The organism is Pseudoalteromonas sp. SW0106-04 (genome assembly GCF_001293805.1).
GTDB lineage: Bacteria > Pseudomonadota > Gammaproteobacteria > Enterobacterales > Alteromonadaceae > Pseudoalteromonas > Pseudoalteromonas ruthenica.
This window is the reverse complement of sequence record NZ_BCAI01000009.1, coordinates 115,857-140,267: the sequence shown is the minus strand read 5'-3', so window position 1 is coordinate 140,267 and position 24,411 is coordinate 115,857. Positions and strand designations below refer to the sequence as shown.

Sequence of the window (24,411 nt, the reverse complement as noted above, 5' to 3'; positions counted from 1 at the left end):
TAACATTTGCTAAAACAACGAATTTTAACGTCTTTAGTGTTAGCGCCACTGGCCTTGGTGCTGGTATTTTTAACACCGTTAGACTGGTTTAGTTATTGTGCAGGCGCAATCGTCTTATTAGGCGCCTATGAATGGTCTGCACTAATGGGGATTTGTAAGCGTGTACAGCGCCTAGGCTATGTTGCCTTGGTCGGCGTATTGGTGGCATTGATGCAGTGGCATTGGCCAGTCGATAGTTTATGGCAGCAAGGCCAATTGCTGGCAGATGCTAATTATGTGTTCACCTTATCCTTCGCCTGGTGGCTAGTGGCCACCATCTTGGTCATTCGTTATCCTAGATTCAGCGATGCCTGGTCACAAGGTCTGGTAATGCGCGGTGTGGCCGGGCTGTTGACTTTGGCTCCATTGTGGCTGGCATTAAACGTATTGCGCAGTGCCAATTACACCGATTCCAGCCAATTTGGCTCATTTCTTATTCTTGCCGTGCTCGGCATCGTATGGAGCGCGGACATCGGCGCCTATTTTTGCGGTAAAAACTTTGGTAAACACAAGCTGATGCCTAAAGTGAGCCCAAACAAAACAATTGAAGGCTTCGTCGGTGGTCTCGCAAGTGCTGCTCTTTTTGTCGTGGGATTTTGCTATTTCAATGGCATCGACCCCAGCTTATGGCTTATCTACGGCGCTATGGCGGTGATTGTGGCGGCGTTTTCAGCCATTGGCGACTTACTTGAGAGTATGTTTAAACGCGAAGCAGGTATGAAAGACAGCGGTAAATGTCTCCCTGGCCATGGCGGCATTCTTGACCGTATAGACAGCCTAACGGCAGCCGCGCCTATTTTTGTGGTGTTCTACGCATGGACCATGACACTATGAGCAAAAAGTGGGTCACTGTATTAGGCTCCACCGGCTCAATTGGGCAAAGTACATTGGATGTTGTTAGCCGTAACAGCGAGCGTTATGGCGTCTTCGCCCTTGTCGCTGGCAGCAATGTGACGCAAATGGTTACGGATTGCCAGCGCGTTAATCCAAAGTTTGCTTGCCTTAGTGACGATGTCGCCAATCAGGCGCTCGCAGCAGAGCTCAATCGCTTGCAACTGCCCACCAAAGTGATCGATTACCGAACAGACCTCGCTATGGCCTGCCAAGACAGCGAGGTCGATATGGTGATGTCCGCTATTGTCGGAGCCGCTGGGCTATTACCAACACTGTATGCTGTGGAAGCTGGCAAAATTGTGTTGTTAGCGAATAAAGAGTCCTTGGTGATGTCGGGGCAGCTGTTTATCGACAAAGTAAAAGCGCATGGGGCGACGCTACTGCCGATTGATAGCGAACACAATGCTATTTTCCAAAGCATGCCCTCTGGTATTCAAGGGCACAGCGATCAATGCTTGCGCCACCATGGGGTGAGCAAAATTTTATTGACTGGTTCGGGTGGCCCTTTTCGTGAACGGCCATTATCGACCTTTGATGATATTACTGTTGCCGAAGCCGTTGCCCACCCAAATTGGTCTATGGGGCAAAAGATTTCTGTAGATTCCGCCACCATGATGAATAAAGGGCTTGAATTTATTGAGGCAAAATGGCTCTTCAACGCAGAGGTCGACGATATTGAGGTGGTTATCCACCCGCAAAGTATGATTCACTCCATGGTGCAGTACGTCGATGGCTCAGTGCTTGCGCAAATGGGACAACCCGATATGCGTACACCTATCGCTCATGCCATGGCTTATCCCGAGCGCATTGATGCCGGCGTAGCACCGCTAAACTTTAGCCAAATGAAAGACTTTAGCTTTCACGCTCCTGACTTTACCCGCTACCCCAACTTAAAACTGGCGATGGATGCATGTCGTGTAGGGCAAAATGCCACCACCACCATTAATGCTGCCAATGAAGAGGCCGTGGCGGCGTTTTTACGCGGTCAGATCCGTTTTCCTGATATCTACAGTATTAATGCTGATACTTTATCAGCGCTGACGCTTACGTATGATGCCAGCCTCGAGGGCGTGTTAGCTTGTGATGCGGATGCACGAAAAACGGCGCAGCAATTAATTACAAAGAGGGCGGTTGATGTTTGAATTTGTGTGGCACCTAGGCTCGTTTATTCTCGCTCTGGGCATTTTGGTTACCGTTCATGAATATGGCCACTTTTGGGTGGCGCGCAAAGCGGGCGTTAAAGTGCTCCGCTTTTCTATTGGTTTTGGCAAGCCACTGGTACGCTGGCATGATAAATATGGCACCGAATATGTGCTGGCAATGATCCCCTTGGGCGGTTACGTGAAAATGCTCGATGAACGAGTGGATGACGTACCGCAAGAACAAAAGCATTTATCCTTCAACAGCAAATCAGTGTATTGGCGTATTGCTATTGTCAGTGCCGGCCCATTGGCCAACTTCCTATTTGCAATCTTTGCGTTGTCGTTGATGTATGTCATCGGCGTGCAGTCAGTCAAGCCCATCGTCGGTGATGTGACAGAGCAAAGCCGCGCTGAAGCGGCGGGTCTGCAGGCGGGCGAACAATTGCTGACTATTGATGGCAAACAAACTCAAGATTGGCAAGAAGTCACACTGGCATTGATGCAGCACCTAGGAGATGACGAGGTGAATGTCAAAGTGCAAGCTGAGTCTGGTTCTCAGGCAGTGCGCACCTTAAATTTACAAGGCTGGACGCTGCAGCAGCGCGATGAGTCGCCCCTGACGTCGATAGGTATTAAGCCTTACCGACCCGATGCAACGCTGACGCTTGCGATGGTTGCTCCAGACTCGCCTGCACACAGTGCGGGGCTCAAAGAGGGCGACGTGTTGGTCAGTGTTGAGGGTGAGTTTATCAAAAGTTGGCAGGCCCTGGTCAATCGTATTGAGCGCTCAGCAGGGCAAGCATTGAACTTTTATGTTATGCGCGGTGCCCAAGGCCTTGATGTGACCATTACCCCAGCTAACAAGCCTACTGAAGATGGCTTCTCTCGAGGTTACTTGGGAGTGGTGCCGGTAGTTGAGCCTTGGCCAGAAGAGGCCATTTCAACACGCAGCTACAACGTGATTGATGCAGCTGGCCTGGGCGTGGCAAAAACATGGCAAATGATTAGCCTGAGCTTTGAGATGATAGCTAATTTAGTCACCGGGCAAGTGTCAATCAAAAATATCAGTGGCCCGGTGGGCATTGCAGTCGGGGCTGGAACTAGCGTAAGCTACGGCTTCGTTGCCTTTTTGAGCTTTTTAGCGTTAATCAGCGTCAGCCTAGGGGTGTTTAATTTGCTCCCCTTGCCGGTGTTAGATGGCGGGCATTTAATGTATTACGTAATTGAACTAATTCGTAAAAAGCCAGTCTCTGAAAAGACACAAGAAATTGGCTTTCGCATCGGTGCCATGTTGTTGTTAGCGCTTACCGCGTTTGCATTACTGAACGACATAGCAAGATTGTAAACAGGTACACCATCCGCTTAACGCGTCAACTGCGTGTTTTTTGAGCGTGATGTATAAAGAAACAGCTGTGTAAGCCAAACAGCAATGATAAGATGGCAGCCAATGATGCAGCCAACGGCCTACTCACCCAGCCAGCCGTGCGCAAAACGGGAATGAGGGTGAGCTGGGTGAAGACACTGTAGTAAAGGACAAAGATAATAAAATGGCTATAAAAAAACATTTGGCAGTTACGAGTTTATTAGGGGCAAGCTTTGCAGCCCTAGGCCAAGAATCCTTTATCGTAGAAGATTTAAAAGTAGAAGGGTTGCAGCGTGTTGCACTCGGTGCAGCGCTGACACATATTCCAATTAACGTTGGCGATCAGGTAGACACCTACACTGTGTCAAAAACCATCAAGTCGCTTTACAAGTCTGGTCACTTCGATGATATCGAAGCGTATCGTGATGGTGAACGCATCGTGTTCAAAGTGACCGAGCGACCCACGATCAGCTCTATCGAATTCGATGGCAACAAAGATATTAAAGACGAGCAGCTCAGTGAGAGCTTGAATCAACAAAATATCCGCCAAGGCGAGCCACTCGACAGAACTGTGCTTGATAGTGTTGAGAAGGGGCTAATCGACTTCTTCCACAGTATTGGTAAGTACAACGCCAAAATCGACCTTGAAATCACTCGCCTACCACGTAACCGGGTTCGCTTAAAGTTAAACTTCGATGAAGGTGATGCCGCTTCAATTCGCCAGATTAACATCGTCGGTAACGAGTTATTCCCTGATGAAGAACTACTGAACCTCGCAGAGTCTAAGCAAGATTTGCCTTGGTACATGTTCATGTCGTCGGATCGCTACCAAAAGCAAACCATTGAAGGGGACTTGGAGAAAATCCGCAGTTATTACCTCGACCGTGGTTACCTGCGCTTTAATATTGACTCAACCCAAGTATCAGTGAGCCCCGAGCGTGAATCAGTCTATGTCACTGCGAACGTCACCGAGGGTGAGCAGTACATGGTTAAAGGCTTTGATTTCATCGGCGACTTGTTAGGCCGTGAAGAGTTAATTAAAAGCGTTATCCCGCTCAAAACAGGTGAGTTGTATAATGGCTCGGTGGTGACGTCTTCAGAAGAATTCATTAAGAGCTTTTTAGCCCGTTTTGGATATGCCAATGCTGAAGTGCGTACCATCCCTGAAATCGACGATGAAAATAAAGAGGTGCAATTAACCTTGTCAGTTGACCCTGGCAAACGTGTTTATGTGCGCCGTATCGATATTTCTGGTAACCAAAACACCGCTGACGAAGTATTGCGCCGGGAAATGACGCAGCTTGAAGGTGCGTGGTTATCAAACCAAAACCTAGAGCGCTCAAAGCTGCAAATTCAGCGTCTTCCCTACATGGAAAGTGTTGAATTTGATGTTACCCCGGTGCCCGGTATTGATGATGAAGTCGATGTTGATTTCACCGTAAAAGAGCAGTCAGCAGGTAGCTTCACCGCCGGTCTGGCTTATGGTTCTTATTACGGCCTGCAATTTAACATTGGTGTCAGTGAGTCAAACTTCCTAGGGTCAGGCAACCAGGTGTCGTTTAATATCAACACCTCGCGCGGCTCCGAAAGTGTGAGCTTGTCCTACACCGACCCATATTTCACACCAGATGGGGTATCTCAGGGTTCAAGCATTTTCTATCGTAACTACGATGCCAGTGAGTTCAGCTTGATTGACTATAAGTCAAAGAGTTATGGCCTTGGTACCAACATTGGCTTCCCAATTAATGCCAATAACCGAGTTAATTTCGGTATTCGTTGGATTGAAGAAGAGCTCTCAGACTTAGCCGAATACGAGCAAACTCGAGTGTTGCGTGAGACCTTCTTAGATCCTGAAAATCCGGATGCGGGTTTTGAGTTCACTAAATTTGAGCTCTCAACCGGTTGGTCTCGGGTGACCGTGAACCGAGGGTTATTCCCAACAGCGGGTTCACGTCAGTCGCTTAACTTGACGGCAACCACGCCGAACTCTGACCTTAACTACTACAAAGTGAACTATAACTCGCGTTTTTACTGGCCTATCAGTAATGACCATCGCTGGGTATTCTCAACCCGTGCAGCGCTAGGCTATGGTAATGGTTATGGCTCTACCAACGGCTTTGACCAAGTATTACCAGTGCAAGAATTCTTCCGAATCACGGAACAAGAGCTTCGTGGATTCGATAGAAACACCATCTTACCGCGCGCAGTGGTAAGAGCACCTCAGAACATTCCTGGCACCACCTTGCCAGATGGCACGCCAGCTGGCAGTATCGGTGGGGCAGAAGAGTTTGACACCTTGCGCCTTGCTGGGCGTATTGGTGGTAACGCCAAGGCCGTGGCTGGTATGGAAATGATTGTGCCAACGCCATTCTTGGACGAGGAAAATACCAGTTCCGTACGTACCAGCTTCTTTGTTGACGCAGCTAACGTATGGGATACTGAGTTTAACGTAGATCGTTATCAAAATTTACAACCTGATGAACGTGCTCGCTTAGATGACTATTCAGATCCGTCACGCTTTAGGGTGTCGACAGGTCTATCCATTCAGTGGATTTCACCTATGGGGCCGATGTTAATTAGTTTTGCGTATCCGTTGAAAGAACAAGAAGATGATGATACCAAGACCATTAGCTTTAACATCAGTAATACTTTCTAATTCTTAAGGAGTTTTTTGTGAAAAAATTATTTAAAAGTACGGCTATGGCGGTACTCGCTGCACTAACAATGGGTACTTCAATGAGCGCTTTGGCGCACAAAGTGGGCATTGTTGATATGCAAACAATCTATGCGCAAGTGCCGCAAACCGCAGCCATTGAGAAGACCTTGCAAAGCGAATTTGCTGAGCGTCGTCAGGAACTAGAAAAGCTACAAGGCGACATCCGTTTTGAAACTGAGAAGTTCCAGCGTGAAGGTACGGTGATGAGCGATGAGCAGAAGCAAGAGCTGCGCGCGAAGATCCAAGGTATGCAAAAGCAACTAATGGAGAAAGGTCGCCCGCTTGAGCAAGAGATCAAGCGTCGCCAAAACCAAGAGCTAGGCAAATTGCAGCAAACTATCGTAGCAGCGATTCAAGAAGTAGCCAAAGAAGGCGACTTTGACGAAGTTAAAGTGAAAGATGGCACTATCTACTTCAACCCAAGTGAAGTGACCGACCTATCTGAAGACGTTATCGACGCTGTTAGTAAGAAGTAATAATGACAACAACACTAGCGAACATTGCTCAGCACTTAGGTGCTGAGCTAGTTGGTGACCAGGGCCTGCAGATTGACGGTATTCAAACACTGGAAAAAGCAGGCCCTAAACATATCAGTTTCCTCGCCAATAAAAAGTACCGTAGTGCGCTGAACACCACCCAAGCTGGTGCGGTGATCCTCAGTGCGGATGATGCCGAGCATTATGATGGCAACAAGGTTATCTGTGCCGATCCTTATGTCGCCTATGCCAAGTTAGCACAGCTATTAGACACTACGCCGGCAGCAGCACAGGGGGTGCACCCCAGTGCGGTGATAAGCAGTGAAGCAACAGTCAGTGAGAGCGCCAACATTGGCCCTTTCGTGGTTGTTGAAGCCGGTGCTCACATTGGCGAACATGCTCAAATAGGCAGTCATTGCTTTATAGGTGCTAATGCGCGTATTGGCGCAGGTACTAAGTTATGGAATAACGTCACTGTTTACCACGAAGTGAATATAGGCGCGCAGTGCTTGATTCAAGCAAATACCGTGGTGGGTGCCGATGGTTTTGGTTATGCCAACGAACAAGGGCAATGGGTTAAGATCCCGCAGCTTGGATCTGTTATAATCGGCGACCGTGTTGAGATTGGTGCCAGCACTACCATCGACCGAGGCGCCATTGACGACACCCTTATCCACGACAATGTGATTATCGACAACCAATGCCAGATAGCACATAACGTTGAGGTTTGTGAAGGGACCGCTATCGCTGGTTGTACCGTGGTTGCAGGCAGTACTAAAATTGGCCGTTATTGCCAAATTGGTGGCCTAAGCGCCATTACCGGTCACGTGGAAATTTGCGACAAAGTGGTACTAACCGGCATGAATATGGTTACCAGTGGCATCAATGAGCCTGGTATTTATTCATCTGGTGTTCCGCACAGCAAAAACAAAGAGTGGCGCCGCACCATCGCGCACTTACGAAATATTGGTGACATGCACAAGCGTATCAAGTCCATTGAAGCGCAGCTGAAGTCGCAAGAGTAAATTAGTTTTAAGGAAAATAAGTTGGCTAATCAGTTAAATAGCTTTGATATTCAAGAAATATTAAGCCTGCTACCCCATCGTTACCCTATGCTGCTCGTTGATCGTGTTATTGATTACACGCCCGGTGAGCGTTTGCATGCGATTAAGAATGTGACCGTGAATGAACCGATTTTTACCGGCCACTTTCCCGATCAGCCCATATTCCCCGGGGTGATGATTCTCGAGGCCCTAGCCCAAGCAACTGGTTTACTCGGCTTTAAAACCACGGAAAATCGCGGTGACAATGAGCTATACTTGTTTGCAGCTATTGATAATGCACGCTTTAAGCACCCAGTAGGGCCTGGCGATACCATGCATTTGCATGTTGAGTTTTTAAAAGAGCGTCGCAATTTATGGAAGTTTTATGGCGAAGCACGCGTCGACGATAAAGTCGTGTGCAGCGCCGAATTGATGTGTGCTAGAAGAGAGTTTTAATCGTGATTCATCCGACCGCAATTATCGAACCGGGCGCAAAGCTTGCCGACGATGTGCAAGTAGGTCCATACAGCTACATCGGCAATGATGTAGAAATCGGTGCAGGGACAATTATTGAGTCGCATGTGGTAGTTAAAGGGCCATCTACTTTAGGCCAAAACAACCACATCTATCAATTCGCATCGGTTGGCGAGGCCTGCCAAGATAAAAAGTACAAGGATGAACCAACGCAGCTGATTATTGGTGACAACAATGTGATCCGCGAATGTGCCACCATCCACCGTGGTACCATTCAGGACCAGGGGATTACCAAAATCGGTAGCAACAACTTATTTATGGCTTATACCCATGTTGCTCACGATGCCGTGATTGGTGATAACGTTATTTTTGCCAACAATGCCAGTGTGGCGGGGCATGTACACATCGGCAATTGGGTTATTTTGGCTGGCAACTCGGGTGTACATCAGTTTTGCAAAGTAGGCGATCATGCCTTCATCGGTATGTACTCTGGGGTGAACCAAGATGTGCCGCCGTATGTTACCACCATTGGCACGCCGGCACGCCCTGTGGCAATTAATACTGAAGGACTCAAGCGTCGTGGTTTTGAGTCTGATGAGATTATGGCCCTTCGCCGCGCGTACAAAACCTTGTTCCGTAAAGGTTTAAAAGCCGATGAAGCCGTGGCCCAATTAACTGAAGATGCGCAGCAATTTCCAGCCATTCAGCCAATGATTGACCTCGTTCAACAGTCTGAACGCGGTATCATTCGCTAGACTCGATATTTTGAGTGAATAATAAAAAGCGCCTTGAGGGCGCTTTTTTTGTGGCTTAGTTAATCACACTGGTTAGGCGGACATAATCACGGTGCTTTTGCAGTTGCTGATGTGTGCCCGTGGCCCTAACACGGCCCTGCTCGAGCCAAACCACCTGGTCCATACGGTTTAACAGCGTGCTTTCATGGGTCACGGTGATCACGGTACGAGTGTTAAACAGTGCCATTAAGGCGTCAATAACCAGCTCTTGGTTGCGGTTATCCAGTCCGCGTGTGGGCTCGTCGAGTAACAGCACGCGTGGGTCGCGTAATAATTGCTGGGCAATGTGCAAACGTCGTGCTTCGCCTCCAGATAGAGTCCGCCCGCCAGTGCCCACGAGTGCATCGAGCTGATGCTCGGTTGTCGCGACAAAATCCTTCAGCTGCGCTTGAGCAAGCGCCTGCCAAAGTTGCTGCTCGTTGGCATCGTCTTTCGCCAACAGCAAATTGTTCTTAATACTACTACTGAACACATGGCATTGTTGCGACAACATACCCAAGTGCTGGTAAAGCCAATGCGTGTTAAGACTCGAAAGCGGGCGAGAAAAACACTCTAGGCTGCCGGAGCTCGGCTGCAGCTGGGCACTGAGTAATGCCAGTAGGGTGGACTTGCCAGCACCGCTGGCACCAACAATAGCCACTTTTTCGCCTTGCTTAATGGTGAAGCTGATATCCGTTATGCCGTTACTGCTATCGGGGTAGGTGTAATTCAGTGCGTCCAGGGAGTACACCTCTTGGCTAGTGAGCTCGCCTATCTCCTTAGCTTGACTGTGCTTGGGCTGCGCCACCAATTGGCGCAGGCGCTCGCTGCTTGCCAATGTCAGTTCGAGTTTAAGCATAGCATCAGGGAGTGTTAGCACAATTTCAAAGCCCCCGAGTACCAGTAACATCAACATCGCCAAGTTGACGTTAACCATAGCGCCACTGGTGACCATGGGGATCATGACGATAAGCACGAAAATAATGGTCAGTTGACTAACAAATAATGACAACCCCTGATGACGCGCATACCAATTTTGTGAGCGTTGTTGCTCGTTAGCTAAAGCGTGTTGGGCATGATCGATGTGCTCCCAGTAGCGCTCACAGGCGCCAGCCAGTTGTAGCTCTTTTAACCCCCGGGTCGCTTCCACCAAGCGCTCATTAAGTTGTGTGTGAGCCGCTTGGGTGTGAGTGCCAATGCTCTTTAAGTTGCGGCTTAACCACCAGGGTAACAGTACGCCGCACAGCAGCAGTGCACTGACGCTGACCACCATCAACATTATGCTATACAGGCTTAATACCCAAGCGAACAAAGGCAGCGCAACAAGGGCAAGTAAAATCGGTAGCAGCACACCAATGTAAAACTCATCAAGGCGCTCAACATCGTCTTGCAATTGCGATAGCTGTTGGCCAATACTGCTGAATTGTTGCAAGGGCACTTTGGTGAGTGCTGCAAACACGCTCACTCGCAAGGTTTTGAGCACCAAAAACGTGGTGTTGTGATTGACCAAGCGTTGACCGTAACCACTGGCGGTGCGCACCACCGCCAAAAAACGAATAATGCCCGCTGGGGTAAAATAGTTCATGGTGATCCCTTGCAGCCCGGCACTGGCCATAGCTGCAAGAAACCAACCGGAGATCGCCAGCAAAGTAACATTCGCTATTAAGGCGCACAGCGCCAGTGCCAAGCCAATGACTGCCCACTTTAGGTGGGGGCGCAATAACGATAACAAAAACTGCCAATTAGCCATGTTCGACCGCCGCTCCTTGGAGTAAGTGGTTGAGTGCTGAGTGGGGTTGCTGTATCAACTGTGAGTAATTACCTTGCTCAGCGATACGGCCATGCTCCATGACCACCACCTGTTGTGCATCGCTGATGGTATGCAAACGATGGGCAATAACGATAATTAAGCAGTGTTTGCTGAGCTGCTCTAAACACCGCTGCACATGCGCCTCACTGTGCTTATCAAGGGCCGCTGTGGGCTCATCTAAAAACAGCACTTCGGGTTTGCCTAACAGTGCACGGGCCAAAGCTAGGCGCTGTATTTGCCCTCCGGATAACCCTTTACCGAGCTCGCCTATGGGCGTGTCATAGCCTTGCGCGAGGGTCATAATGTAATCATCCAGGGCAACGTCTTTACAGACCGCGCGAATGACACCCAGTGGTGCGTCTGGTTGCGCCAAGGCGACATTTTCGGCGATGCTGCCACTAAAGAGTGTCGGCGATTGGGCAACCCAAGCGATGCGCTGTTGATATTGCTGGATGTTTAAAGTGCTTAAGGCGTGGTCGTTTATTTTAATGGCTCCGGCGACACTGGGTTTTAGGCCCATCAAGCAATCCAGTAATGTGGACTTGCCGCTGCCGCTGGCGCCGACAATGGCATGCATGCCGGGGCCGCAGAACTTAAGCGATAGCTGCTGTAAGGTGTCGTGCTGGGCGTCGTCAAAGCGCCAGCACAGATTCTCGGTGCTTACTGTATGGATAGGGGTATGGTCCGCTAACTGCTCACCTTTAATAGTGTCGGTGTCTGCTTTTTGTAGCAGCGACAGCATTGAGCTGGCACTGGCTAAGCCTTTGAGCTTGGCATGGTAGTGCTGACCTAACTGGCGCAGCGGCAGATAAAACTCCGGCGCCAACAACAGCACCACAAAACCGGTGGCAAAATCTAACGAGCCAAAGTAAAGGCGAAAGCCAATAATCACAGCCACTAAGGCGATACTGATGGTCGCCAAAAATTCCAGTGCTAAGGTGGATATAAAGGCAATGCGCAGCACCGAGAGGGTGGTGATGCGAAATTTATCGGCCATCAGCGCGACATTTTCAATTTGTTGGCGTTCGTTATTGAATAGCTTCAGCTGCACTAAGCCTTGTAGGCGGTCCATAAAATAATGGCCAAGACGCTGGAGCTGCTGCCAGTTTTGCTCATTGAGCGCCTCGGCTTTATAACCGATTAAAATCATGAAAAAAGGAATGAGTGGCGCCGTAACAAGAAAGATTAACCCAGATTGCCAGTCGATAGGAAACACCACCGCGATAATAGCGAGAGGGATAAAGCCCGCGTAAGCGACAGCGGGAATGTATTTGGCGAAGTAATCGTGCAGTGATTCCACGCCTTGGTTAAGGGTGTTGACCAGCTGCGCTGGGCTGTGTTCAAGCTGACCTTGGCGCTGTTTTGCGACCATGGCTTGCCAAAGTGCGTGGCGCATTTGCTGTTTTAGGGCGATGGCGCAGCGCTCACTGACATAGCGACTAACGCCACTGCACAGCGCTCGCAGGACTACTATGGCGGCCAGTATGGCTAACTGGGTGTGCTGTTGCGCTAAGTGCTCATCTGCAAACATCACCGCATGGCAAATGTGTGCTAATAAGTAACAGCTCACTATCATCAGTAAGGCATTGACGATACCCAAGGAAATGCTTATCAGCATCGCGCCATTTTGTGAACGTGAAAAGTTTTTTAAAAAAACGCGCAGCTGGTTTTGCTGCGCGCGGTTGGGGCGGGGGGTCATGTATTAATCATGCTCCTTGTGATCGTCGGCCACACAATCATTGTGCTGGCCCATTTCATACCACATGACGTTGATCACGCCGAAGGCAACAGCGAATAATACCCCTAAAATCCACGTAAAATACCACATAGTGCCTCCTTAATAGCTGCCATGGGTGTTGTTTTCAATCTCTTCACTACTTACTCGGCGCCACATCTTCACATAACACCAAGTGGTGTAAGACAGTACTATGGGGAGCAATATAGCGACCACAATAAACATGATATTCAAAGTCATGTGGCTGGAAACGGCGTCCCAAATGGTTAAGCTCATATTGGCATCATGGCTGGAGGGCATAATGAAGGGGAACAGGGATGCGCCAAAGGTCATAATAATGCCTAACAACATGATGCTCGAACAGATGAAGCCAAAACCAGGTCTACTCTTAAGTGAGCACAACAAGGCCAACAGACCTCCGGCAAACGCCAAGATTGGGAAGGCGAGGGTCCAACTGCGTTCGCTGTAATTGTTCAACCATAGACCGGTCGCAGTGGTCACTGTTTTTGCTAATGGGTCGGCATGGGCATTGGTATCGGCCATAGTGACAATCTGCATGCCGTCGATTTGCGTCAGCCACGCACCGGCCAAGGCAAAGCCAGCGAGGGCGACAACCAGCGCGATGCGACCGAAACGGGCGCTACGTGAAGCGACGGGCTCAGCGGTGCGCATTTGTAACCATACGCCACCGTGGCCAACCAGCATGGCTACACTGATCACACCGCATAACAGTGCAAAAGGATTCAACAGCCCAAAGAAGGAGCCGTGATAGCTCACCCGCATGAGATTATCGATATGAATAGGCACCCCTTGCAACAAGTTACCAAAGGCCACCCCGAAAATCAGTGCTGGAATGAAACTGCCGCAGAAAAGCGCCCAATCCCAGCGGTTACGCCATGTGGGGTTATCCAGTTTGGAGCGATAGTCAAAGGCCAAGGGGCGGAAAAACAGCGCAAACAACACCAGCATCATGGCAAAGTAGAAGCCTGAAAAGGCAGCGGCATACACCATTGGCCAAGCGGCAAAGAGTGCACCGCCTGCGGTAATAAGCCAGACTTGGTTACCGTCCCAGTGTGCACCTACGGTGTTGATCACTACTCGGCGCTCGACATCCTGTTTGGCAACGAAAGGTAACAAGGTGGCAGCGCCCATATCCATGCCGTCAGTAATGGCAAAGCCAATGAGCAATGCGCCAATAAGCACCCACCAGATAAGTTTTAGCGTTTCATAATCAAATATCATGATTTGCTCTCCTGTAGTTGCTGTTGACGCTCGAAGTAATACTTCCCTGTATGCAGTGAGCTTGGCCCCTGCTTAATAAAGTGCAACATTAACCAGATTTCGATAATGGCCAATACGGTGTAAAAGGTAATAAAGCCAATCAAGGAGATAAGTACATCATTAAAGGTCAGACTCGAGGTGGCCATAAAGGTCGGTAATACCTCGGAAATAGCCCAAGGCTGGCGGCCATACTCAGCCACAAACCACCCTGTTTCAATGGCAATCCAGGGCAGTGGTATGGCAAATAACGCCGCTTTGAGTAGCCAACGTTTTTGTTCGATTTGGCGTTTAGCATTGTAATAAAACGCGGCGGCAAAGATCAGCAGCATCACCATGCCACAGGCAACCATAATACGAAATGCCCAAAACAGTGGCCCTACTTGCGGGATAGAGTCTTGCACCGCTTTTTGGATTTGCGCTTCATCGGCGTTATACACGTCATCCAAATAACGCTTTAATAGTAAGCCGTAGCCTAAATCGTCTTTGTACTGATTGAATTGACGAATATTTTCTGGTGTTTCCTCGCCATTACGCAGCTTTTCCAAGTAGCGATAAGCCACCATACCACTGCGGATACGTTGTTCATGGTTCTGTTGCAACTCTTTAATGCCGGTGACTTCCTCATCCAGCGAGCGGGTAGCAATAATGCCCATGACATAGGGGATTTTCACCGCCGCATGGGTTTGTTGTGTTTCAGAGTCTGGAAAACCAAATAATGTAAAAGCGGCTGGGGCAGGCTCAGTTTCCCACTCCGCTTCAATCGCCGCGAGTTTCACTTTTTGCACCTCGCCGACCTCGTAGCCGGACTCATCACCGAGCAGAATAACGCACAATACCGAGGCTAAGCCAAAACTACAGGCAACCGAAAACGAGCGTTTAGCAAAAGCAACATCACGGCCGCGAAGAATATAAAAGGCACTGATCCCAAGCACAAACATAGAGGCGGCAACATAGCCGGCAGAGACGGTATGAATAAACTTAACCTGTGCCACCGGGTTAAACACCAATTCGGCAAAGCTTTGCATTTCCATACGCATGGTCAGGTAGTTAAACTCTGAACCCACAGGGTTTTGCATCCAGCCATTGGCGACTAGAATCCACAGCGCGGAGAGGTTGGTGCCCACCGCCATAAAGAAGGTCACCCCCAAGTGCTGCACTTTACTGAGCCGATCCCAGCCTAGAAAGAACATGCCGACCAAGGTAGACTCTAAGAAAAATGCCATTAGCCCTTCAATGGCAAGGGGCGCACCGAAGATATCACCAACGTAATGAGAATAATAAGACCAGTTGGTACCAAACTCGAACTCCATAGTCAGTCCGGTGGCCACCCCTAAGGCGAAGTTAATACCAAATAACTTTCCCCAGAATTTCGTCATATCACGGTAAATTTCGCGCCCTGTCATTACATAGACAGACTCCATTATCACCAAAATCCATGTCATCCCTAACGTGAGCGGCACGAACAAAAAGTGATAGAAGGCAGTGATTGCAAATTGTAGACGGGAGATGTCTACAAAGGATTCATCTATCATGGAACACCCCTTAATGTAATCTTGTTTAAAGTTTCAGTAATTACTGAAACTTTCGTTAGTATCCAGACTACTGCTTACGAAGTCAACACAATATTAGCAACATCTAATTTAAAAGAAAGGCACACTGGAAAAATATCAACCAGCTCATCAAGCTAGGCCGTAGAAGGATTGTGCATTTAATAGCAACGAGGTTTTAAGCGCATCGCAAACAGGGTAGACTAGGCGGTTAATAACAACAGCCCAAAGTGGAACCTGTCCCCAATATGAGCGCCACTCAACCTCTTCGCATCGGCATCGTTGCCGGTGAAATGTCCGGTGACATTCTTGGTGAAGGCCTAATAAAAGCCATTAAACAACGCCACCCTGATGCCCAGTTCGTCGGTATTGGCGGTCCCCGCATGAACGCCCTCGGGTGTGAAAGCTTGTTTGATATGGAAGAGCTCTCGGTAATGGGACTCGTTGAGGTGCTCTCGCGCTTGCCTAGGCTGTTAAAGATTCGCAAAGGATTGGTGCAGCACTTTATCGACAATCCCCCTGATGTATTTATTGGTATTGATGCGCCCGATTTTAATTTGCGCGTTGAGCTGCCATTGAAGCAAGCGGGGATCACCACTGTGCATTATGTCAGCCCTTCGGTGTGGGCGTGGCGACAAAAACGTATCCATAACATCGCCAAAGCCACCAATTTAGTACTGTCGCTGTTGCCTTTTGAGAAGGCCTTTTATGACAAGCACCAAGTGCCATGCACCTTTGTCGGCCATACCTTGGCCGATGATATCGCTGTAGAGCAAAGCAACCAGCATGCGCGGGCGCAACTAGGGCTCAGTAGCGACGATAAAGTGCTGGCGCTGTTACCGGGTAGTCGTGGCTCGGAAGTGGGGCTACTGACACCCACCTATGCGCAAACGGCCGAGCGTCTGCAGCAAGCTAATCCAGACTTAAAAGTTGTGGTGCCCTTGGTGAACGAAGCGCGCAAAGCGCAGTTCTTAGCGTTGCAACAACAACATGCACCGAAGTTAAACGCGCTATTACTTGATGGTCAATCGAGCTTAGCGATGCAAGCCAGTGACGCGATTCTACTGGCCTCGGGAACTGCCTCACTAGAGGGAATGTTATATAAGAAACCTATGGTGGTGGGTTACAAGCTCAAAGCCATGACCTATTGGATGGTGCAGCATGTGTTTACCTTCACCATCAAATACTTCTCGTTGCCTAATTTATTGGCCGACGAGGAGCTGGTCCCTGAGTTTTTACAGCACCAGTGTAATGTCGATAACTTATGCGCCGCGCTTGAGCCTAAGTTATACGGGGATAATCAAGCCTTGATTGCGCGTTTTACGCAAATCCATAAAGACATTCGCTGCGATGCCAGTGCTCAAGCAGCCAAAGCCGTGTTGGAGCTTATTGATGCAAATTAATCGTCCCGATGTTCAGTATATTGCCGGTGTAGATGAAGTGGGGCGTGGCCCGCTGGTGGGAGATGTGGTGACCGCAGCGGTGATCCTTGACCCCAATAAACCGATAGCCGGACTGAGCGATTCAAAAAAGCTGAGCGATAAAAAGCGCACCGCCTTAAGTGCTGAGATAAAAGAAAAGGCATTGAGTTACTGTATCGCCCGTGCCAGTGTCAGCGAGATAGATGAGCTCAATATCTTGCACGCGACCATGCTGGCCATGTCGCGAGCTGTGGCGGGGCTTGATATTACTCCTGACTTTGTCTTTGTTGATGGTAATCGCCTACCGCAACTCGATGTGGCTGCACAAGCCGTGGTCAAAGGCGACGTGCTGGTGGCTGAAATCAGCGCCGCTTCGATTTTAGCTAAGGTGGCGCGGGATGAGGAAATGATAGCCTTGGATGTGCAATTCCCCGAATATGGTTTTGCGGGCCATAAAGGCTACCCAACTAAAGCTCATTTTGCGGCATTGGCCGAACATGGAGCCACCGAGTTTCACCGCAAGAGCTTTAAACCGGTGCAGCGTGTACTCGCCGAGCGGGGGCAATAATGGCCGCACCTGAATTTGTCCATCTGCGCGTTCACAGCGACTTTTCCATGGTTGATGGCTTGGCTAAAACCAAGCCTATTGTCAGTGCGGCGCAAGCACAGCAGCTCAGCGCCCTAGCTATTACCGACCAAATGAACCTGTGCGGTCTGGTGCGTTTTTATGGTGCCGCCCATGGCGCTGGGATAAAACCCATTGTCGGCGCCGATATTTGGCTCAATAGCCCGGAGTTTCCCGATGAGCCTTGTCGTTTGGTGGTGTTGGCAAAGAATAACGAAGGCTATAACAACCTCACCTTACTGATTTCTAAAGCCTATTTGCGTGGCCATGTGATGCACCGTGCTATGGTTGACCGGCAGTGGTTGGCGGAGCACAGTGACGGGTTAATTTTACTCAGTGGCGGCAAGGACGGTGACTTGGGCAAGGCGCTGCTTAAAGGCAATGCTGGAGTGATTGAAGAGATCAGCCAATTTTACCGCCAACATTTTGCCGACAATTTCTACCTTGAATTAATGCGCACCGGGCGCGCTGATGAAGAAAGCTACTTACATTTGGCCGTTGAGCACGCGACAGCTCACCAGTTACCTGTGGTGGCAACCAATGAAGTAGTGTTTCTTGAGCAGCAAGATTTCGAGCCCCATGAAATTCGTGTCGCCATCCATGACGGCTACACCTTAGAGGATAAGCGCCGACCGAAGCGCTTCTCCAGCGAACAGTATTTAAAAACCCCAGCGCAAATGGCCGAGCTATTCAGTGATATCCCTGAAGCGCTCGCCAATACCGTTGAAATCGCTAAGCGCTGTAACGTGACCGTGCAGCTAGGCACTTACTTTTTGCCAGATTACCCCACCGGTTCGCTGAAAATAGACGACTTCTTGGTTAAAGTCTCTCGTGAAGGTCTCGAAGAGCGGTTGCAATTCCTGTTTCCCGATGAGCAGGTACGCGCTGAGCGTCGTGGCGAATATGACGAGCGCCTGCAAATCGAGCTCGATGTTATTAACCAGATGGGCTTCCCCGGTTACTTCTTAATCGTTATGGAGTTCATCCAGTGGTCCAAGGATAACAATATCCCGGTGGGCCCAGGACGTGGCTCTGGTGCCGGTTCACTGGTGGCGTATGCCCTGAAAATTACCGACTTAGATCCACTGCAATTCGATTTGCTATTCGAGCGCTTTTTGAACCCCGAGCGGGTCTCGATGCCGGATTTCGATGTCGACTTTTGTATGGACCGACGGGATGAGGTGATTGATCACGTTTCCAAGTTGTATGGTCGTGATGCAGTATCACAGATCATCACCTTTGGTACTATGGCCGCAAAGGCGGTGATCCGCGATGTGGGGCGGGTACTGGGCCATCCCTACGGGTTTGTTGACCGTATTTCCAAGTTGGTACCTGGTGACCCAGGCATGACCTTAGAAAAAGCTTTTGAGGTCGAGCCGCGACTGCCAGAGGCCTATGACGGCGATGAGGAAGTGCGCGATCTTATTGATATGTGTCGTATTCTTGAAGGCTGTACGCGAAACGCCGGTAAGCACGCCGGGGGCGTGGTGATATCGCCGACCACCATCACTGATTTTGCGGCGCTGTATTGTGATGAGGAAGGCAAGTTCCCGGTCACGCAATTCGATAAAAATGACGTGGAAACCGCCGGCTTAGTGAAGTTTGACTTCCTCGGTCTGCGTACCTTGACCATCTTGCAATGGGCACTGGATATGACCAACGAGCGCCTAGCCCGTGAAGGCAAGGAGCCGGTGGACATCAATGCCATTCCCCTCAACGACCGCGCCAGTATCGACCTGCTGTTACGGGCCGAAACCACTGCGGTCTTCCAGCTCGAATCGCGCGGGATGAAGGATCTTATCCGCCGCCTGAAACCGGACTGCTTTGAGGATATGATAGCCCTAGTGGCCTTATTCCGACCCGGTCCCTTGCAATCGGGCATGGTTGATAACTTTATCGACCGTAAGCACGGACGCGAAGAAATCTCCTACCCAGACTCGCAGTATCAGCATGACAGCTTGAAACCGATTTTGGAGCCCACTTATGGGGTTATCCTTTATCAGGAGCAGGTCATGCAGATTGCTCAGGTGCTCGCGGGCTACTCACTCGGTGGCGCAGATTTGCTACGTCGAGCCATGGGTAAGAAAAAGCCAGAAGAGATGGCGAAGCAGCGTTCAACCTTTGCCGAAGGGGCGCAAAGTCAGGGAATTGACAGCGAACTGGCGATGAAAATTTTTGACTTGGTGGAAAAGTTCGCTGGGTACGGATTTAACAAATCGCACTCCGCTGCCTACGCCTTGGTGTCTTACCAAACCCTGTGGATGAAAACCCATTACCCCGCTGAATTTATGGCGGCGGTGATGTCGGCGGATATGGATAACACTGATAAAATCGTGACCTTGGTTGATGAGTGCGAGAATATGAAGCTCGCCTTGTTGCCACCGGATGTTAATGCCGGTCTCTACAAGTTTACGGTGAATCGCCAAGGTGAGATTGTGTACGGTATCGGCGCCATCAAAGGCGTGGGTGAAGGGCCCGTTGAAGCCATTATCAGTGCTCGTGAGCAGGATGGTCCGTTTAAAGATCTCTTTGATTTTTGTGCACGGGTGGATTTAAAACGCCTGAATAAACGGGTGATTGAAAAGCTCATTATGTCGGGTGCCATGGATAAACTTGGCCCAGACCAAGTACAAGGTGGACGTGCTATTTTAATGGCCTCACTGCCCGAAGCGATTAAATCAGCCGAGCAGCACAACAAGGCCGAGCAATTAGGCCAAGGCGATATGTTTGGGCTCTTGGCTACCGAACCCGAGGAAGTCAAACAAGCCTTTAAGCGGGTGCCTTATTTTACCGATAACCAATGGTTGGATGGCGAGCGCGAAACGCTCGGGCTGTTTTTAACTGGCCACCCCATTAACCAATATCGCAGCGAGCTTAAACATTACACCAGCGGCAAGTTGGTGGATTTAGTGCCCACAGAGCGTGATGTGCAAACCACAGCGGCCGGACTGGTGATAAATGCACGTACCTTGGTCAATAAAAAGAATAAACGTTGGGGATTGCTGACCTTAGATGACAAGAGTGCGCGAATTGATGTACGCTTATTCCCAGAACAGTTCGAAACTTTCCAAGAATTGCTACAAATCAACAATATCTTGGTTATAACCGGACAGGTCAGCTTTGATAACTTCTCTGGCGGCATTACAATGACCGCCAGAGACGTGTGTACACTCGCTGAGGCCCGTGAAAAGCGCATTAAAGCGATGAAAATGACGGTAGATATGGCGCAAATTGATGCTAACTTCTTCGAAAAGTTAGAGAAAGTGCTGGAACCATATAAGTTCGGTACGTGTCCGATAAAAGTCGTTTATCGCCGGCCGGACGCCTTAGCCGAGCTAGAACTAGGAACACAATGGTGTGTGACGCCAGCGGATGATTTGATTCATAAGTTATCCTTACTGACGGCGCAAGATATCGAATTAGAATTTAATTAAGTGGGTTAATTAGAGCATGAGTCTCAATTATTTGGATTTCGAACTGCCAATTGCCGAATTGGAAGCGAAGATTGAAGAGTTACGCACAGTGAGTCGTGCTGGCGAACTAGATTTAGGGCTGGAAGAAGAAGTCAGCCGTTTAAAAGAGAAAAATGTCGAACTAACTGAAAAGATTTTCTCTGAGTTAGGCGCATGGCAAGTTTCGCAGTTAGCGCGTCACCCTTTGCGTCCTTATACGCGCGACTACATTGAACGTATTTTTACCGAATTTGATGAACTAGCGGGCGATCGTGCCTTCGCTAACGATCCTGCTATTCTCGGTGGTGTAGCCCGTTTAGACGGCGAACCAGTGATGGTGATCGGTCAGCAGAAGGGCCGTGATACGGCAGAGAAGATCAAACGCAATTTTGGTATGCCTAAACCGGAAGGGTATCGCAAAGCGCTGCGCCTAATGGAAATGGCCGAACGTTTTAAAATGCCTATATTCACCTTTATCGACACCCCTGGAGCCTATCCAGGCGTGGGTGCCGAGGAGCGCGGCCAAAGTGAAGCAATTGCTCGTAATTTGAAGGTCATGGCGGCATTAAAAGTGCCAACGGTATGTACCGTGATAGGTGAAGGTGGCTCGGGTGGTGCATTAGCCATTGGTGTTGGCGACCGAGTGAACATGTTGCAATACAGCACTTACTCAGTGATCTCCCCTGAAGGCTGCGCATCGATTCTATGGAAAAGTGCAGAAAAAGCGCCCTTGGCAGCCGAGGCGATGGGTGTGACCGCGCAGCGAGTGAAAGAGCTTGATCTCATCAATACCGTAATTGAAGAGCCTTTAGGCGGCGCTCATCGTAACTACGATGCCATGGCGAAAAGCCTTAAAGCACAGCTTAAGCGCGATTTAGCCGAGCTGCGTGAACATAGCGTTGACGAGATGCTTGATGCTCGCTATCAGCGCTTAATGAGCTTTGGTTACTGTTAAGCCATCGCTAGTAAGGCCGATATTTGTCGGCCTTTTTATTGCCTACCTATGCAAGATACCTTTTCCTCAGAGCTTGATGCTTTACTAAAATGTGCGCCAGACACAAAAGGATTGGCGGTGGCCCTAAGCGGTGGCCTCGATTCTATGGTGCTTTTAGAGTTGGCTTGGCGCTATGCTCAGCGTGAAAATCTAGCGCTGTGTGCTATTCACGTTCATCATAACTTGAGCGCTGATGCCGATCAGTGGTTAGACTTCTGTGCACAGCAGTGTGAGCAGCGTGAAATCGCGTTTTTCAGCGAGCATGTCCACATTGGCACACAAACGCGCCGTGGTATTGAAGATAAAGCTCGGCAAGAGCGATATCAAGCACTTGATAGCTGTGCGCCGGCGGGTTATGTGTTGCTACTTGGTCAGCACCGCGACGACCAAGTGGAAACCTTCTTTTTACGCCTTAAACGTGGTGCAGGGTTGAAAGGGCTTGGTGGCATGCAGGCGTTGAGCTATTGGCATCAACGGCCGCTATTACGGCCCCTGTTGGGTTTTTCTCGCGCCGAGCTTAACGATTATGCAGAGCGTCAGGGCCTGCTTCATATTCATGATGAATCAAACGATGATAACGGCTTTGATCGTAATTTTTTACGCAATCAAGCATTACCGCTGCTCAGTGCGCGTTTTAACGGTTTTTATAAAAAAGTCGCGCAGAGTATGGCAATCATACAACGCCAGCAGCGGTTGTTGGATGAAATTGCGCACGATGATATTGCTAACGCCCACGCCCAGAGCTCACTTAATATAACATCACTACGTAAGCTCAGCGACGCGCGCTACCACAATGCGTTACGTTATTGGTTACACAGCCATGATGTGGTGATGCCCAGTGAAAAGCAATTACAGGACTTAGCTCAGCAGTTATCGTGCGCTCGCGCTGACAGCCAGATGCAAGTGCCATTGAAGCGTTTGCACGGCTTGTCATGTGTATTACGCCGATATCAAGACCATGCTTATTTGTGCACGGAGCAACCGAGCTTGGAAGCGCAGCGTTTAAGCACTGATTGTACGAGTGTGACGTTGAGTGATGGCACAGTACTGAGTGCTCAAGCAGGCGAAGGAGTGCGCCCTCTAGAAGGAGCAGAGCAATTGAGCGTGCGCTTTGGACAGCTAAGTAGCGTAATTCGTCCTCATAATAAAGCGCACTCTAAGAAGTTGTCACAGTGGTTTAAAGCCCTGCAAGTGCCTCCGTGGCAGCGTCAACGCGTGCCGCTTATTTACTACGATGATGTCTTGGTGGCCGTGGTCGGCTATTTCTATAATTATGATTATTTCAGCAAAAACGGAGTGCAATGGCAGTGCAGCGAACGCCCCAAGTAGGTTTATCTTTAGTAAACAAAGCCCCTGCGGCACTAGCCGTTACTTTCACGTTATTAGTGGTGGCGCTGCTGCTGAGCACATTACATGTCAATGTATTGGCATATGCAGGGTTTAGTGGCGTATTATGCGGTGCTTTGTTACTCGCTTACTGGCTAGGCAAGGGCGGCATGTTTTTCGTGATCGGGATACTGGCACCGCTGGTGAGTGTTATTGCCATTGATATACCCAGCTTTACATCCTTGTTTCAGCTGATTTTGGCATTCTTCTCTGGGTTTTGGCTGCTATTGTGTGTGTTTAAGTTAGTGCGCTCTAAAGCGTGACTGTTAGCCTCACCATAATGGGTATCGCGGCCTAAGTTCTTCGCTTGATATAAGGCTTTGTCGGCCCGGGCAAATAAACTCATACTAGAGTCTTTGGCCTCAGCCAAGGCATAACCAATACTGCTTGTCACACCATGACGAGACATCAACGCATTGGCATGCACCGCCTTTTGCACTCGCTCGGCGACAACTTGGTTGGTATCAAAATCGTCGTCGTCAATCAGCACCGCGAACTCATCGCCGCCAAAGCGAAAGACCGAGTCGGTACCGCGTACTGAACTTTTTAGGATCATGGCAAACTCTTGTAGAGTTTCATCGCCTACTTGGTGGCCCTGTTGGTCGTTAACCTGCTTAAAGTTATCTAAATCCAATAACATCAAGCTGAAAGGACGGTTCTGACGGCGGCAAACCTCGAGCTTCTTTTCCATGCCAATATTGAAGTCGCTGCGATTATTCAGCCCCGTTAATGGGTCGCGCGTGGCTAGGCGTAACACCCGGTTGTAAGTGAGGGCATTGCGCAGTGGGTAGCTGAGTATTTGGTGCCATTGTTTTAGCTGCGTACAAAGCTGATCGCTAAACGGGCTGTGGCTGTAGTACACCAGTTGCCCGAGATGCTCTTGTTCAACGTCAATATCGAAGCGATTGGCGACACTGGTGTTGCGGCTGTTGCTCATTTCACTGACGCCCAAACTACTGTGTAATTGCAGGCCATCAAAACTGGCATAAGGCGCCACAAATTGCGCGAACGTATCAAGCAACACCACCACCTCCAGACTACGCTGAAGTTGCTGGGTTAACGCCACGACATTGACCGCAGATTGCGGGCGGCAAAACGATGCCGCTTGCTGCTGATCATGGCTTGATTGTGTATTGGCATAAGTCAAAATGTGGACATTATCCATCTATTGCACTCCCAGACTAAATTCGTAGTGTTTATAAGCGAAAAACATGCCAAATTTTTAAACTGGATATAAAAC

General features: G+C 49.4%; 20 protein-coding genes. 14 read left to right on the top strand and 6 right to left on the bottom strand.

Features of this window, described 5'->3' with window-relative positions; translation table 11 throughout:
- Positions 1 to 6: 6 nt before the first annotated feature.
- From W04_RS11745 to lpxA, 8 genes are all read left to right on the top strand, one after another.
- The gene (locus W04_RS11745) at positions 7 to 873 is read left to right on the top strand and encodes a phosphatidate cytidylyltransferase (protein WP_022946758.1); all 867 of its coding nucleotides are present in this window, start codon (positions 7 to 9) and stop codon (positions 871 to 873) included.
- On the top strand, positions 870 to 2,075 hold the full coding sequence (ispC, locus tag W04_RS11740; RefSeq protein WP_053910959.1) for a 1-deoxy-D-xylulose-5-phosphate reductoisomerase: 1,206 nt from the start codon (positions 870 to 872) through the stop codon (positions 2,073 to 2,075). The genes W04_RS11745 and ispC overlap by 4 nt, the downstream gene beginning before the upstream one ends.
- On the top strand, positions 2,068 to 3,420 hold the full coding sequence (rseP, locus tag W04_RS11735) for a sigma E protease regulator RseP (RefSeq protein WP_053910958.1): 1,353 nt from the start codon (positions 2,068 to 2,070) through the stop codon (positions 3,418 to 3,420). The genes ispC and rseP overlap by 8 nt, the downstream gene beginning before the upstream one ends.
- Before the next feature lie 202 nt (positions 3,421 to 3,622).
- Positions 3,623 to 6,094 (top strand): outer membrane protein assembly factor BamA, encoded by a 2,472-nt coding sequence (gene bamA / locus W04_RS11725; RefSeq protein WP_022946762.1) that lies wholly within the window; start codon positions 3,623 to 3,625, stop codon positions 6,092 to 6,094.
- 17 nt (positions 6,095 to 6,111) lie between these two features.
- Entirely contained in the window at positions 6,112 to 6,630 is a 519-nt protein-coding gene (locus W04_RS11720; RefSeq protein WP_022946763.1) for an OmpH family outer membrane protein, read from the top strand.
- A complete protein-coding gene (gene lpxD / locus W04_RS11715; RefSeq protein ID WP_197275964.1) occupies positions 6,630 to 7,655 on the top strand; it encodes a UDP-3-O-(3-hydroxymyristoyl)glucosamine N-acyltransferase in 1,026 nt (341 codons plus the stop codon). The genes W04_RS11720 and lpxD overlap by 1 nt, the downstream gene beginning before the upstream one ends.
- 21 nt (positions 7,656 to 7,676) lie before the next feature.
- Positions 7,677 to 8,129, top strand: coding sequence for a 3-hydroxyacyl-ACP dehydratase FabZ (fabZ, locus tag W04_RS11710; RefSeq protein WP_022946765.1), 453 nt, complete (start codon positions 7,677 to 7,679; stop codon positions 8,127 to 8,129).
- Between the two features lie 2 nt (positions 8,130 to 8,131).
- Complete coding sequence (gene lpxA / locus W04_RS11705; RefSeq protein WP_022946766.1) at positions 8,132 to 8,902, top strand: acyl-ACP--UDP-N-acetylglucosamine O-acyltransferase; 771 nt, start codon at positions 8,132 to 8,134, stop codon at positions 8,900 to 8,902.
- Positions 8,903 to 8,957: 55 nt separating this feature from the next.
- Here lpxA and cydC read toward each other — a convergent pair whose 3' ends face one another.
- Genes cydC through W04_RS11680 form a run of 5 tightly spaced genes read right to left on the bottom strand, consistent with a single transcriptional unit; the run spans position 8,958 to position 15,278 of the window.
- The gene (gene cydC / locus W04_RS11700) at positions 8,958 to 10,670 is read right to left on the bottom strand and encodes a thiol reductant ABC exporter subunit CydC (RefSeq protein WP_053910956.1); all 1,713 of its coding nucleotides are present in this window, start codon (positions 10,668 to 10,670) and stop codon (positions 8,958 to 8,960) included.
- The gene (cydD, locus tag W04_RS11695; RefSeq protein WP_053910955.1) at positions 10,663 to 12,429 is read right to left on the bottom strand and encodes a thiol reductant ABC exporter subunit CydD; all 1,767 of its coding nucleotides are present in this window, start codon (positions 12,427 to 12,429) and stop codon (positions 10,663 to 10,665) included. Before cydD ends, cydC begins: the two co-directional genes overlap by 8 nt.
- A 3-nt stretch (positions 12,430 to 12,432) precedes the next feature.
- A complete protein-coding gene (gene cydX, locus W04_RS11690) occupies positions 12,433 to 12,558 on the bottom strand; it encodes a cytochrome bd-I oxidase subunit CydX (RefSeq protein ID WP_022946769.1) in 126 nt (41 codons plus the stop codon).
- A gap of 9 nt (positions 12,559 to 12,567) precedes the next feature.
- A complete protein-coding gene (gene cydB / locus W04_RS11685) occupies positions 12,568 to 13,707 on the bottom strand; it encodes a cytochrome d ubiquinol oxidase subunit II (RefSeq protein ID WP_053910954.1) in 1,140 nt (379 codons plus the stop codon).
- Entirely contained in the window at positions 13,704 to 15,278 is a 1,575-nt protein-coding gene (locus W04_RS11680; protein ID WP_053910953.1) for a cytochrome ubiquinol oxidase subunit I, read from the bottom strand. Before W04_RS11680 ends, cydB begins: the two co-directional genes overlap by 4 nt.
- Positions 15,279 to 15,541: 263 nt before the next feature.
- Between W04_RS11680 and lpxB the strand changes: the two genes are divergently transcribed.
- Genes lpxB through W04_RS18895 form a run of 6 tightly spaced genes read left to right on the top strand, consistent with a single transcriptional unit; the run spans position 15,542 to position 23,434 of the window.
- Positions 15,542 to 16,696, top strand: coding sequence for a lipid-A-disaccharide synthase (gene lpxB / locus W04_RS11675; protein ID WP_022946772.1), 1,155 nt, complete (start codon positions 15,542 to 15,544; stop codon positions 16,694 to 16,696).
- Positions 16,686 to 17,282, top strand: coding sequence for a ribonuclease HII (gene rnhB / locus W04_RS11670; protein WP_053910952.1), 597 nt, complete (start codon positions 16,686 to 16,688; stop codon positions 17,280 to 17,282). The genes lpxB and rnhB overlap by 11 nt, the downstream gene beginning before the upstream one ends.
- Positions 17,282 to 20,773 carry a DNA polymerase III subunit alpha gene (gene dnaE / locus W04_RS11665; protein WP_053910951.1) on the top strand — a complete coding sequence of 1,164 codons (3,492 nt, stop codon included), beginning with the start codon at positions 17,282 to 17,284 and terminating at the stop codon, positions 20,771 to 20,773. Before rnhB ends, dnaE begins: the two co-directional genes overlap by 1 nt.
- 16 nt (positions 20,774 to 20,789) lie before the next feature.
- On the top strand, positions 20,790 to 21,746 hold the full coding sequence (gene accA, locus W04_RS11660) for an acetyl-CoA carboxylase carboxyl transferase subunit alpha (protein ID WP_022946673.1): 957 nt from the start codon (positions 20,790 to 20,792) through the stop codon (positions 21,744 to 21,746).
- Between the two features lie 48 nt (positions 21,747 to 21,794).
- Positions 21,795 to 23,114, top strand: a complete 1,320-nt coding sequence (tilS, locus tag W04_RS11655; RefSeq protein WP_053910950.1) for a tRNA lysidine(34) synthetase TilS — start codon at positions 21,795 to 21,797, stop codon at positions 23,112 to 23,114.
- The gene (locus tag W04_RS18895) at positions 23,087 to 23,434 is read left to right on the top strand and encodes a hypothetical protein (protein ID WP_157576425.1); all 348 of its coding nucleotides are present in this window, start codon (positions 23,087 to 23,089) and stop codon (positions 23,432 to 23,434) included. Before tilS ends, W04_RS18895 begins: the two co-directional genes overlap by 28 nt.
- Here the strand turns inward: W04_RS18895 and W04_RS11650 are convergent.
- A complete protein-coding gene (locus W04_RS11650) occupies positions 23,359 to 24,336 on the bottom strand; it encodes a GGDEF domain-containing protein (RefSeq protein WP_082342223.1) in 978 nt (325 codons plus the stop codon). The two genes, W04_RS18895 and W04_RS11650, sit on opposite strands and share 76 nt — an antisense overlap.
- Positions 24,337 to 24,411 lie beyond the last annotated feature (75 nt).